9 protein-coding genes and 1 tRNA gene are annotated in these 12,894 nt (G+C 46.3%); 5 read left to right on the plus strand and 5 right to left on the minus strand.

The window, feature by feature from the left end; genetic code table 11:
* Nucleotides 1-139 precede the first annotated feature (139 nt).
* The 5 genes from QZ157_RS10100 (at nt 140) to QZ157_RS10120 (ending at nt 5,087) form a co-directional block, all read left to right on the plus strand.
* A tRNA-Val gene (locus QZ157_RS10100) sits at nt 140-215 on the plus strand.
* Between the two features lie 460 nt (nt 216-675).
* Nucleotides 676-2,496: a threonine--tRNA ligase gene (gene thrS / locus QZ157_RS10105; protein WP_295145192.1), complete on the plus strand. Its 1,821-nt coding sequence runs from the start codon at nt 676-678 to the stop codon at nt 2,494-2,496.
* A 172-nt stretch (nt 2,497-2,668) separates the two neighbouring features.
* Nucleotides 2,669-3,184 carry a translation initiation factor IF-3 gene (gene infC / locus QZ157_RS10110; protein ID WP_002944238.1) on the plus strand — a complete coding sequence of 172 codons (516 nt, stop codon included), beginning with the start codon at nt 2,669-2,671 and terminating at the stop codon, nt 3,182-3,184.
* Entirely contained in the window at nt 3,181-3,576 is a 396-nt protein-coding gene (locus tag QZ157_RS10115) for a polyphosphate kinase (protein WP_295145198.1), read from the plus strand. The genes infC and QZ157_RS10115 overlap by 4 nt, the downstream gene beginning before the upstream one ends.
* A gap of 641 nt (nt 3,577-4,217) precedes the next feature.
* The gene (locus QZ157_RS10120; protein ID WP_295145201.1) at nt 4,218-5,087 is read left to right on the plus strand and encodes a metallophosphoesterase; all 870 of its coding nucleotides are present in this window, start codon (nt 4,218-4,220) and stop codon (nt 5,085-5,087) included.
* A 113-nt stretch (nt 5,088-5,200) separates the two neighbouring features.
* Here the strand turns inward: QZ157_RS10120 and QZ157_RS10125 are convergent, their stop codons facing one another.
* The 5 genes from QZ157_RS10125 to QZ157_RS10145 all read right to left on the minus strand — a co-directional run bounded on the left by QZ157_RS10125 (nt 5,201) and on the right by QZ157_RS10145 (nt 12,834).
* Complete coding sequence (locus QZ157_RS10125; protein ID WP_295145204.1) at nt 5,201-6,337, minus strand: immunity 26/phosphotriesterase HocA family protein; 1,137 nt, start codon at nt 6,335-6,337, stop codon at nt 5,201-5,203.
* A 38-nt stretch (nt 6,338-6,375) separates the two neighbouring features.
* Nucleotides 6,376-7,347 carry a DUF3137 domain-containing protein gene (locus QZ157_RS10130; RefSeq protein ID WP_295145207.1) on the minus strand — a complete coding sequence of 324 codons (972 nt, stop codon included), beginning with the start codon at nt 7,345-7,347 and terminating at the stop codon, nt 6,376-6,378.
* Nucleotides 7,348-8,161: 814 nt separating this feature from the next.
* Nucleotides 8,162-9,025 (minus strand): methylenetetrahydrofolate reductase, encoded by an 864-nt coding sequence (locus QZ157_RS10135; protein ID WP_295145209.1) that lies wholly within the window; start codon nt 9,023-9,025, stop codon nt 8,162-8,164.
* Nucleotides 9,026-9,347: 322 nt separating this feature from the next.
* Complete coding sequence (metE, locus tag QZ157_RS10140; RefSeq protein WP_295145212.1) at nt 9,348-11,618, minus strand: 5-methyltetrahydropteroyltriglutamate--homocysteine S-methyltransferase; 2,271 nt, start codon at nt 11,616-11,618, stop codon at nt 9,348-9,350.
* 541 nt (nt 11,619-12,159) lie between these two features.
* On the minus strand, nt 12,160-12,834 hold the full coding sequence (locus QZ157_RS10145) for a CRISPR-associated endoribonuclease Cas6 (protein ID WP_295145215.1): 675 nt from the start codon (nt 12,832-12,834) through the stop codon (nt 12,160-12,162).
* Nucleotides 12,835-12,894: the final 60 nt, after the last annotated feature.

A 12,894-nucleotide genomic window follows, 5' to 3' on the forward strand; every position in this document is an offset into this window, starting at 1 on the left:
ATGTAACTTATATTTATTTGCCTTAAATTTTAAAACGGATTTTTTAGCCGAATTTCATTTCAAAACCTCAAAATCTCAAATTTAAGCAAACTTCAATGTAATTTTAGATAAATTCGCATTTTTAATTTATTCGCAGTTCGGTCCCGTAGCTCAGTTGGTAGAGCACTACCTTGACATGGTAGTGGTCGATGGTTCGAGTCCATTCGGGGCCACCATTTCGCTTCTTTCGGATTCAAATTTTCAAATTTGCTTTATCTTTCATACCGTAAACCCAAACGCTAAATTTTCGTCAAATTTGCCTACTAAAGCCAAAAGTATATTATGTTTTATTTTGAAGTAAAATTTTAATGATTAAAGCGCAAAGGCAACCACTCCTTTGCGCAATTTGGGAGAAAAAATGAATCAAAACAGTGCAAAGACGAGATAGATGCATGATTCATTCGATGAAATATTAGCATTAGTTTTCTTAAAGTATAATAAACTATATTGAGAATATTACCGATTTAGCAATACTTAAATTTTAATCAATATATTATATTATATTCAAAACTTAAATTTGACCGCCGTTTAAACCCAAATCAAATAAAATATTAAGTAAAGCTTAAAAACATTTTAGCTAAAATCAAGCCCAATTCTTTCAGCGTAAGAAAGATGTTTCGATAAAAAGGACGTAAAATGAGCGATATCATCGCATACAAACTGGATGGAAACATAGTCGATACTCAGAGTATCAACGGGCGAGAAAACGCCGCAGAACCGATTTATTTTGACAACTCCCCCGACGCGCTAAACGTCATCAGGCATTCCTGTGCGCACCTCATGGCGCAGGCTATCAAAGAGCTTTATCCGCAGGCTAAATTTTTCGTCGGACCAAACGTCGAGGACGGATTTTATTATGATTTTAAGGTCGACGAGGCCAACAGCAAGCTTAGCGACGAGGATCTAGAGGCGATAGAAGCCAAGATGAAAGAGCTAGCCGAAGCTAAGCTTGATATAGTCAAAGCAAGCTCCACAAAAGCCTTTATGAGCGATAAATTTAAAGACGACGAGCTAAAACAAGAGGTACTAAAACGTATCCCCGAGGGCGAAGTCAGCAGCTACAAGCAAGGAAATTTCGAGGATTTGTGCCGCGGACCGCACTTGCCAAATACCAAATTTTTAAGATTTTTTAAACTAACCCGCGTAGCCGGAGCGTATCTTGGCGGCGACGAAACGCGCGAGATGATAAACCGCATTTACGGCACGGCTTTTGCCGATAAAGAGAGCCTAAAAGAGCACATCCGCATCATCGAAGAGGCCAAAAAACGCGACCACAGAAAGCTTGGCGTCGAGATGAAGCTGTTTACCTTCGACGAAGAGGTCGGCGGCGGTCTACCGATCTGGCTACCAAACGGCGGACGTTTGCGATCCAAACTTGAGCAAATTTTATATAAAGCACACCGCGACCGCGGCTACGAGCCAGTGCGCGGACCAGAGCTACTAAAAGCCGACGTGTGGAAAAAGAGCGGCCACTACGCAAACTATAAAGAAAATATGTACTTTACGACGATCGACGAGGCAGAATACGGCATAAAGCCGATGAACTGCGTCGGTCATATCAAGGTCTATCAGTCAGACATCCGCTCGTACCGAGATTTGCCGCTTAAATTTTTCGAATACGGCGTCGTGCACCGTCACGAAAAAAGCGGCGTTTTGCACGGACTTTTCAGGGTGCGCGAATTTGCCCAGGACGACTCGCACATCTTTTGTATGCCAAGCCAAATCAAAGAAAATATTTTAGAAATTTTAAAATTTGCCGGCAAAATAATGGAAAATTTCGGCTTCCACTACGAGATGGAGATTTCGACCAAGCCTGCAAAAGCTATCGGCGGGGATGAAATTTGGGAAACAGCGACGAAAGCTCTAAAAGAAGCGCTTGATGAAAACGGCTTTAAATACGGTATCGACGAAGGCGGCGGCGCATTCTACGGCCCAAAAATCGACATCAAAATCACCGACGCGCTAAAACGAAAATGGCAGTGCGGCACGATCCAGGTCGATTTTAACCTACCTGAGCGCTTTGATCTGGGCTACATCGACGCAAATAACGAACGCCAGCAACCCGTCATGCTGCACCGCGCGCTACTGGGAAGCTTCGAGCGATTTATCGGCATCTTAATCGAGCATACGGGCGGCGAGCTGCCGTTTTTCGTTGCTCCGACGCAAGTAGTCATCGTGCCGATTAGCGACGCACACCTAGACTACGCCAAAACCGTCGCCAAAGAGCTACGCAAAATCGGCGTAGATAGCGAAATCGCGAGCAAAAACGAGAGTCTAAACAAACGCATCCGCACTGCAGAAAAGCAACGCGTGCCGATGATAGCCGTACTTGGCGACAACGAAGTGGCAAATAGCGCTATCGCTCTGCGCGACCGCACGACTAGAGAACAAAAAGATATGAAGCTGGATGAATTCGTCGAGCTGCTAAAATCAAAACTCGCCGAGGTTACTTTTTGAAGCCGGAGCGAAAATCCACTAAATTTGAGCTAGGCGCGGCTTTATGCTAAGCCTGGCTTTTACCAAAATCTGCAAAAATTGTCACAGCGCAATAAATTTCTACGAAAAATACAATAAAAACACAATATTTTTGGATATAATCAACAAATTTCAACTTAAAGGAAAAAACTAATTGGCTAAAGAAAACGAAGTGTTGCTCAACGAAGATATCAGAGCGAGCGAAGTGAGATGCGTGGGAGACGACGGCACCGCATACGGCGTCATCCCAAGAGTAGAGGCCTTAAAAATCGCCGAGAAAATGGGGCTTGATCTAGTGCTAATCGCACCTGATGCCAAACCTCCCGTTTGCAAGATAATGGACTACGGCAAATTCCGCTACCAGCAGGAAAAAAAGCAAAAAGAGGCCAAGAAAAAGCAAAAAACGATCGAAGTAAAAGAGATCAAACTCTCCGTCAAAATCGCTCAAAACGACATCAACTATAAAGTCAAGCACGCTCTTGAGTTTCTAGAAGAGGGCAAACACGTCAAATTTCGCGTATTTCTAAAAGGCCGCGAGATGAGCAACCCGGAAGCCGGCGTCGCAATGCTACAAAAAGTCTGGGAGATGGTAAAAGACGTCTCCGACCGCGATAAAGAGCCGCTGCTAGAAGGCCGCTACGTCAATATGTTGGTAACGCCAAAAAGATGAGAAAAATTTGTCTCGTTTGCGCGCTGGCTCTAGCTCTAGCCGGAGCCGAGTGTAGTCCGTATCTAAGACTAGCCGTCATCGGCGGCAAATCAGCGTTAAATCAAATGGAAGACGAAAACATAAAGGCTACCGAAGTAAGCTGCAAAGACGAGATAATCGCCTATGAATACGTCTTTAAAAACTCGCAAAACATAAACTGGGAAACCATTTCGGACGAATATGAAAAAGAATTTGCGTCTAGCATGAAAGAGCTTTTGACGGAAGAATTCTGCTCTGATAAAAACACCCTTATGCTACTACAAAAAGCAAAAAGTATCGTGATGAATTATCGTTTACCAAGCGGCGCACTTTTCAGTAAAGTAGAGCTAACCGCAAAAGACTGCGAAAAATAGCGCAAAAAGTATTAAATTTGCGCCGGCTAAAATCCGTCTTTTAGGTCTGAGAGCGCCTAAAAGACGAATGAAAGCCTCTAACAAGCGCTAAAGCATCTGCACCCCCAACTCCACAAACTTACAATAAAAAGCAAACCGTCGGCCGGGCTAAGTCCGTTAAAAGCTAGGCCGTCTCAATGCTTGTGCCGTACGAAAAAATTAAAAACATGCAAATTTGCCGTATCAGCCGAATCTACGCTAAATCAAGTCGAAATTTAACTAGTAAAGCCAAAAAAAACGGCGCCGAAACTATGATAGAAGCAACGCAAAATTGCTCGCCGTAAATACCGCGGAGACTTAAGCTTTATCTTAGGTTACAATGTGCTAAGCATCAAAGTAAGCAGTTGCAAACGCCGCAAGCCTTAGACGGTAGCCAAAGGCGCGCTAAATTTGTATAAAACGGCTAAATTTTACGACAAAATCACAAAATAACGCAAATTGCTAAACTAAATTTTGATTTTACGAACCGGGCTAGCGCTTTTTTGCGAGTCGCTCTTAAATTTAACGACTTAACCGCTCCAATCTCAGGCAAAACGCTACAAGCGTACAAAAACTCCAAACCGTCCGACGGTTGCGCCAAGTTTATTAAACGCGGCTTGCATTTGCTAAATTTAGCGCGCCTGCAAAGACCGCACGACAAAGACACAAACGATTGCGCAGGATTTGCAGCAAACAAGACGGCGATTTTTGCCTTCATCTACCGCAAAGTTAAATTTCGCCCGAATTTAGCTAAAATCGTGCTAAAATTTAAATCAAAAAGAGAAAAAATGATATACCTTTGCGGCGATACGCACGGGAGCGCGGAGCTTCACAAAATCACGAACAAGGCCTTTTTAAGCCGAAATTTTACGCGCGAGGACTACGTGATCGTGCTTGGTGATTTTGGTCTATTTTTTAGCGATACGCCAAATGAGCGGCTCGTTAGAGAGCGGCTGGGCAGACTGCCGTATACGCTGCTTTTTATCGACGGCAACCACGAAAATTTCGACCTGCTCTACGGCCTGCCGACCGAGGAAAAATTCGGCGGCAAGGTAGGCGTCGGAGGGGAGAATTTATTTTGGCTTAGGCGCGGCGAAATTTACGAGATAGACGGGCGAAATTTTCTAGCCTTCGGCGGGGCGTTTAGTATCGACAGGGCTTGGCGCAGGCTAAACGTAAGCTACTGGGATGCCGAAATCCCAAGCCAGAGCGAGCTAAATTTCGCGCTTAGCAATCTAGCTCGTTTTAAGAGCGAGGGCGGCAAGATAGACGCGGTGCTAAGCCACACGGCGCCTACTTTTTTGATGTCTGCGCTTAGCGATCTGTTTTTAGGCGGCGGAGCGGTTTACGATCCGACTACGGATATGTTAGAGCGGATTTTTGAGCTTGCAAAGCCCGAAAAATGGTACTTCGGGCACTTTCATGCAGATAGAAAAATCTCCGCTTGCGGCTGCGAGTTTCATCTGTGCTACGACGAAATTTTAAAATTTTAGAGTAAATTCTCGCGCCGAGGCTTTGTAAACGAGTGCGATTTTAGCTCGTATAGCACTAAAATTTATAATTTCGGCGGCTAAATTTAGCCCGATTTAACTTCGCCGCACAAGCTTTACGGCTCCAAAACCATCTTAATGCCTAGCCTTTGCGCGTTCTCAAAGTAGCTTTTAGCAGGATCGAGTCCGAAAATGCGCATCAGCTCCTGCCTCGCCCAGCGGATTTCTGGGTCTCTTAGGTCGTTTGTTTGGTAGGCAAGCTCCTCGCCGCGCAAAATTTCGGCGATCTCAAACTGCGCGTATCGCGGGCTAAAACCGATGCAGTTAAATTTCAAATTATTTTCTTCTATCAGCTCTTTTAGCTCGCGCGAGGCGGCATTCATCACGCTTTGCTCGCCTGAGCAGATCTCTATAAATCCCCACTGCAAATACGTCCGCGCGGGGCTAACGTGAAAACTCATCGGAAAATCAAGCTGCGAGACATCGACCTTTTCGTGCGCGAAAATTTCAAATTCGCCGTAGAAAAGCGCGTTGTCAAACATCACGTCCATAGGCAGCCTAGGGCGCGACATCAGCTCGCCCACGCTTGCTTCGCCCTGCGACGCATACGCAAAAAGCTCGATAAAAACGGGTTTTCCCATAAAGCCTAGCATCGCGTGGCCTTCCGGTAAAAGGCCGCTTTTTCGCAGTTTATGCCCGTCTAAAATCACCCTGCCAAAGCCGTAGCGGTTGCGGTCAAGCTTAAAACGGAAAAAATCCCCGCTTTTAAATTTGGTATTTTTACGGCCAGCTTTCTTAAATTCCTCGATCTTACGCGCGTGACCCGAGTCCGACTGCGCGATAAAGCGCTCTATCTCGCTTCTAAAATCCATCTTGCGTCCGTGTCCGCTCTCCCACACGCTGTCGTAAAACGTAGTCTGCGAGGCAAAGCTAGCGATTCGTAGGCTGTATTTATTAGCGTACAGATAGACTCCAAGTGGCGTGCGCTTTTCAAAATTTGCGGGCGTTAGCTTTGCCTCCTTACCTTTTGCGGTTTTAGGTAGCAGTATCTCGCGCCCCTTAGTCGCCTCGTCGTAGCTGTATTCCGCATAAAGCTCGTCTGTGGAAACCACGTGCTTTTTGATGACGTCGCCCTCAAAATACAGCACGCTAGCGGGTCTAAATTTATCCCCGGCAAACTCTACCCGCTCCCAGCTCTGTTGCACTGCATCAAGCCCGAAATACGCCCTTTGCTCGTTACTTAGTTCAAACATTTTTCCCTTTCGTTTTCGTTTGCGCACCACTTGCCGCACTACCAAATTTTGCGGTTTAAATTTAGCTCTTTTACTATCTGCGTAAAGCTTTCTATCTCGCTTTCATAGGCGATTAGCGTCGCTTCGTCCGTTAGCGATTTGCCAAGCTGCGGCTCAAAGTCGTCGCGCCGAGTCTCGACGGCGATAAAAATTTGACCGTCCTTAAAAACGGCGTTTACGGGGCAGCCAAATCTCTCGCAAATCTCGCGAAATCTCTCCATAAGCGCGGGCGTAAGGACGTATCTAGCGCCGATCTGATCGGTCGTATAGACGTCAAACTTCTCTTCAAATCTCACGTCGTCCATATTTGCTTTCTGCCCGTAGATCGCTAAATTTCGCGAACCCGCGTGCGCGATTTGCGTTACGCAGCTTGATTTTTTATTAAAATCCGCCTTAAAAAGCACGCCCCGAAATAGCACGACCGTTTCGGTGTTATTTTTCTTTTTTACCATTTTGGCGGCGTAAAAGTCGCTAAAACTCACGCGCACGCCCTCTATCTCGCCGCTTATGAGATCCTCGCTGCTCCACTGATGCACCGTACAATCATAAATCGTAAAAAACTCGTCAAGCCCCAGCCCGCGGTCTTTATCGTAGCTAAGTCCGTGCTTTTTTACGATCTTTTCTATGATTTGACGCTTAAAATTTGTCCTAAATTCGCGCCTTTTTGATGCGGTGATAAGCATCGCCGTAAAAGTATAAGCAAGCGCGCCTATCGCAGCGCCGAAAATCGCGTCTAAAAGATACGTTACCATAGCGCCCGCGCAAATGCCCGTGCCAAGGCCGATCAAATTTGCTTTTTTGGTAGCGGCGACTAAAATTGCGCGCTCGTTTTCTAGCTCTTTTAGCCCCGGCGAAAGCTCGCTCGCGGGCGAGTTTGGGGCGGGTTTTTCGCCCAAAGCCGCAAAAAGATTTGAAGCCGCCGGAAGCGCGAAAAGCGCTACAAATGCGCCGACGAAAATAAAGGTAAACAAAGTCTCCGTTTTAGCTCCTTTGCGCGGTTTGGCGGCTTTTAACGGCTTGCGGCTCGCAAACCAAAGCCGCTAAATACGGCTAAATTTCGCCGCGGCGATTGATTTTAGGCAAGGCGACTAAATTTTATCTAACCTTCGAGCTTAAATTTTACGGCTTTTTTGTCTTGCTTTTTATTAAATTTACGCCGCTTTTTATCTCGCGTTTTTTAAAATTTGCCGCTTTCTTTTGCGCTTTCGTTTAAATTCGCGCCGCCCGCAGTTTAGCGTTTTAGCCGTATCCGCGTTCATCGAGCTTTAAGCCGCTTTTTACCCTACTTTGAGCGCAAAATTTAACGCTCGCCTTTCGTATTTTATCGCCCCGATTTACGCGTAAATTTAGCCGATTCGCGTGCATTTGCCTCTGCATCCCTTTTTTGTTTAAATTTAGCTTTAGTTTTTACTCTTTGACTAATTTTCGCAAACGACCCTCAGCCGTAAATTTAACCCAGTCCGCAAGCGAACAAAGCATTTTAAATTTATCTAAACGCCTCTTAAATTTAGCGTTCCGTAAATTTTAGCTTTTAGCAAGAGCGGCTAAATTTAAAGCTAGCGCAAAAGCGAATTTACGCCCTGCGCCGTTTGCGTATTTTCGGGCTTTATCCGCGATTTTGCGCTTAAATTTCGCTTCTTTAAATTTAGCGCTTACGGATTTTAAGCTCTGGGCAAAACCATCTAAATTTAACCAAAGCCGCGCGAAGGTAAAATTTGCTTTGCGGCGTGATTTTACGCTTAAATTTCACGCGTTTTTAGCTCAAATTCGCCGCCGCGCTCGCCGTTAAAACAGCCTAAACTCGCGGGCTAGTTCTAGGCTCGCTTCGATCTCGGCGCGTTTTGCCATCACGCTCTCGATATTCGCGCTTAAATTTAGCCCGTTTTTATCGCCGAAGCTTTTAAGCTCGCTCCAAATCTCTTTGATGATTTCGCAGCTTTGCGCCAGATAGTCCACGCTCGCATTTAGCCTGCTTTCGACGCTTTGCGGCACGCTCACACCCAGCCACTCTATAAATTCCAGCGTTTTTGGGTTGCCTGCGGTCGAAAACGTGAGAAATATCGGCTCGCTAATCTCGGCCGCCGCGCAGTCTTCTAAAAATTTGCGCGCTAAATCCGCGTCGAAAATCGCCTGCGAGATAAAAAATTTAGCCCCTAGGCGGATTTTTTCCAGCATTCGCTGTGGTTCGTCGCCCTTTTTGCCGTGGCGCTCGGCGATACATACGCCGCCTGAGACTAAATTTTTAAATTCGCCCGCGATTTCATAGGCACGAGTCAGATCCAGCCTTGTTTTTTGCGCGCTAGACGTAGCTCCGACAAGCACGCATAAATCCGCGCTTTGAGCCGACAAAGCCGCGCGAAACTCGCTCTCATCGTATCCGCCCGCGACTCGGTAAAAAACGCTAGGCGTCGCGACTTTTAGGTAGTTTGCGTAGTAGCTTTGCGGGCTTAGCGTCCCGCTAAACTCGAAAGTCCTTTGCGCGTCGCTTCTGTCGCTTTCGTCTTGCACCTCGTAAAGCACGAGTCCGTCAGCACTTACGCTCTCTATGCGCGCCGTCCAGCGATCTGCTATCTCGAGTAGCTTGGCCTCTTCAAATTCGGCCTTGGGCGGCGTCAGAGCGTAGAGCAAAAGATTTTTTTCTTTTAGCATGAAATTTCCAAATTTAATATGTAGAAAACGCGGCGTTTGCGGCTAAACTTACGCTTGCGGCGCGGAAGAAAACTTAGTTTGCTTTTAGCCGAGAATCCCGTAAATTTTGCTTTGCGACTAGCTTATTTTGCAAAATTTAAGCCCAATTTTACCCGCGCTAAATTCGTGCCGCTTGTAAGATAGCGTCCAAAAAAGGCGTCTAAATTTACGAATTTCGTGTGAATTTAGCCGCAAAATCAACCTAGCGCAAAGCCGCTAAATTTAAACCGCCGCCCGTTTGCTAGATAGCAAAAGGCGGCTAGATTTAAGCGAAGCTCTAAATTTATGAATTTCGCACGATTTTGACGGCTTGCACGAGATTTTTTAGGCTCGGCTCGACCTCTTCCCATTTGCGGGTTTTTAGGCCGCAGTCCGGGTTGATCCAGAGTTGTTCTTTAGGCAGTACCTCTAGCAGCGCCCTGATTTGCGCGACCATCTCGTCGACGCTCGGTACGCGCGGACTGTGGATGTCGTAGATGCCCGGGCCTACTTCTTGTTTGTAGCCCACGGATTTAAAGATTTTTAGCAGCTCGTTGCCGCTGCGAGCCGTCTCGATGCTGATAACGTCGGCGTCCATCGCCTCGATGGTCTTGATGATGTCGTTAAACTCCGAGTAGCACATATGAGTGTGTATCTGCGTCTGCGCGCGAGCCGAAGCGACCGAGAGCTTAAAGCAATCGACCGAAAATTTCTCGTATGCGCCGATGTTTTCGTCGCGTAGCGGATAGCCCTCTTTAAACGCGGCTTCGTCTACTTGGATGACTTTTATGCCCGCGTCTTGCAGATCGGCGATCTCGTCGTAGATGCATAGCGCAAGCTGCTTAGCGATATCGGCTCGCGGTTTATCGTCGCGCACGAAGCTCCAGTTTAGGATGGTTACCGGGCCCGTTAGCATGCCTTTCATTATCTTTTTCGTGCGGCTTTGCGCGTAGGATATCCACTCGACCGTCATAGCTTTTGGACGGCTCACGTCGCCGAAAAGCAAAGGCGGCTTCACGCAACGGCTGCCGTAGCTTTGTACCCAGCCGTTTTCGCTAAACGCGTAGCCTTTGATCTGCTCGCCGAAATACTCGACCATATCGTTTCTCTCCGGCTCGCCGTGGACTAGCACGTCAAGTCCGACGTCTTCTTGAAATTTCACGCACTCGTCGATGTATTTTTTGATGCCGTCGTTATATTGTTGCTCGCTGATCTCGCCTTTTTTGAAATTTTGACGCAGAACGCGAAGCTCTACCGTCTGCGGGAAACTACCTATCGTCGTAGTCGGCAAGACGCCGTAGTTTAGGACTTCGTGCTGGATTTTGATACGGTCTTCAAACTTCTCTTCGCGCTCGAATTTGGTTAAATTCGCGACGCGAGCCTGAACGGCGGCGTCGTGGATGAGAGCCGAATTCGCGCGGGAATTCGCGCTGGCTTTATTTTCGGCGTAAATTTTAGCTTCGTTTTCGTTTAGAGCCGCGCCGTTTGCGAGCTTTGCGATGATTGCGATTTCGCTTAGTTTCTCAACGGCGAAACTTAGCCAGCTTTTGACCTCGGGATTTAGCTTTTCTTCGTATTTTAGGGTAAAAGGCACGTGGAGCAGCGAGCAGCTAGATCCTACGTAAAAGTCCTTGCCGCCTAGTTTTTGCGCTATTTGCTTGACGAAATTTACGCGCTCGTCGATATTGCTTTTCCACACGTTTCTGCCGTTTACGACGCCGGCGAAAAGTTTCACGTTGGAGTTTGCGATAGCAGGCAGCGCCTCGATATTTTTCTCGCCGTAGACAAAATCAAGCCCGATGCCGTAAATTTTAGTTTTTAGCGCTTCGTCCACGGCTTTTAGCGCGTGTTCGAAATAGGTCATAAATACGATTTTTACGTTGCTTGCGGCCGCGGTTAGCTTCTCGTAGGCGGGCGCGATTTTATCAGTTAGCGCGTCGCCCTTGCTGGTTACAAATATCGGCTCGTCTAGCTGGACTAGGATTTCGCCGTCTAGCTTTGAAATTTGCTCCAAAAGCTTGACGTATTGCGCCGTTAGCGCGTCTAAATGGCAAAGCGCGCAGCTGCCGTCGGTGGTCTTTGAAAGCGCCAAAAACGTGATAGGGCCGATTAAATTTATCTTGCCTTTTACGCCGGCGGCCTTTGCCTCTTCGTACTCGGCAAGGATTTTTGACGCGTCAAGTTTAAACGACGTCTGGGCGCTAAGTTCGGGCACGATGTAGTGGTAGTTCGTGTTAAACCACTTAGTCATCTCCATCGCTACGCCTTTTTCGTTGCCGCGAGCGCAGGCGAAATACTGCTCTAATCCGCTCAAATTCGCAAATCTAGGCGGTACCGCGCCAAATGCCACGATGGCGTCTAGCATCAGGTCGTAAAGCGAAAAATCGTTCACGCTGATAGCCGAAATTTCGGCATCTTTTTGGTATTGCCAGTGTCTGTTTTTTAGCGTTTTAGCGACGCTTAGCAAATTCTCCTCGCTAAAACCCTCTTTTTTACTCCAAAGACCTTCTAGCGCGCGTTTTAGCTCTCTTTTTTCTCCGATTCGCGGGAAACCCGTAACGTAACTTTTTATCATTCTCTTTTCCTTTTTTAAGTTTTTATGATTTTTGGATTTAAATTTTAATTGCGTTATCTTGAGGCGAGTTTGGCGGTTGGCGCCCAAATTTGCGACCAAGGCTAGGCACGTAGCCTGCCGCGGGTAGCAAATTTAAGCCTCCGTCAAAATCGTCCAAGAGAGCGCAAGTAAAAGGCGGGTGGCAACCGCTTTTTCGCAAACTAAAGTAAAATTTATAAAAAACCCTGCTAAATAAATTTCGCCCGAATTTTAGGCACTGTTTGGCTTTGTTTTTAAAAATGCAATTACAATGCGCTCCTCGCGGAGATAGAAATAAATTTATATTAATGTTTAAAAACGTGGAATTATTTAAAAATTTGGCTGTTTTTTTGTTAAGATTAAAGAGTCTTAAACATGGGGCAAAGCATTAAGCTTATCCTTTGGGTCGAATTTGAGCCGTATTATAAAGATTTTTGCGAAATAAATCAAGCCGCTTTCGTTAAATTTAGCGTAAAACGGCTTTATAAATTTAACCGCACCAAAGCGGTTGTGCGCGGCTTATTTATATCGTCTCTAAAAACCCCGCCCCGCAATTCATACATCCGCCGCCTACGCCGGCGTCTAGCACCGTATTTATGAGCTCTGGCAGGGCCTTGATATCCCAAACCGCAGGCCACGCTTTTGCCGGCGTTTGGTTGTTGCCGTAGTAAAAATAAAGCGGTTTTTCTAAATCTTGGCGGAGCAAATTTAACTCGAATTCGCCGCCGTATTTGCGTCCGCTTAGCGTTTCAAATCTTTGCAAGGCGTTTGTTTTCATCATCTCAAGATGCCTTGAATCTTGCGGTTCTAAAAAGACTTTATGCCCCAAAAGCCCTTGTACCGAGCATATCACGCAGCCTTGCAGCCTTGCTTTGCTTTGCGTAGTTCTGTGTTCGCTAACCGCAACGGTAGTATCTAGTATGTGGATTTTTCCCAAATTTAGCCCGTCTTTTAGCACGGCAAGCGCGATTATTTTTTCAAATTCCGGCTCGTAAGAGGTAAATCTAACGCGTAAATCAGCCCCGTTTAGCAAAAAATCGAAATTCGTCCGTTTAAAAATTTTACCGCTGGGTTCGTGTCTGTATCCCTCGTGCTCGGCATCCGGCAAATGCCTGTAAATAAAACCTTGAATCAACCTGGCAAGAGATTTGCCGATCTTTAAATTCTGGCTTGCTAGCCGCGAGTTTATCGTTATCATTTTAGCTCCTTAAAGGATTTAATCCAAATTATAAAAAATATCGCATTAAAAATTAATTTA

This window comes from uncultured Campylobacter sp. (genome assembly GCF_905372745.1).
Taxonomy (GTDB): domain Bacteria; phylum Campylobacterota; class Campylobacteria; order Campylobacterales; family Campylobacteraceae; genus Campylobacter_A.

Coding starts and splice junctions, on each gene's coding strand:
- thrS (WP_295145192.1), top strand. CDS start 676: ATGAGCGATATCATCGCATACAAACTGGATGGAAACATAGTCGATACT.
- QZ157_RS10135 (WP_295145209.1), bottom strand. CDS start 9,025: ATGCTAAAAGAAAAAAATCTTTTGCTCTACGCTCTGACGCCGCCCAAG.
- QZ157_RS10145 (WP_295145215.1), bottom strand. CDS start 12,834: ATGATAACGATAAACTCGCGGCTAGCAAGCCAGAATTTAAAGATCGGC.
- QZ157_RS10125 (WP_295145204.1), bottom strand. CDS start 6,337: ATGTTTGAACTAAGTAACGAGCAAAGGGCGTATTTCGGGCTTGATGCA.
- metE (WP_295145212.1), bottom strand. CDS start 11,618: ATGATAAAAAGTTACGTTACGGGTTTCCCGCGAATCGGAGAAAAAAGA.
- QZ157_RS10115 (WP_295145198.1), top strand. CDS start 3,181: ATGAGAAAAATTTGTCTCGTTTGCGCGCTGGCTCTAGCTCTAGCCGGA.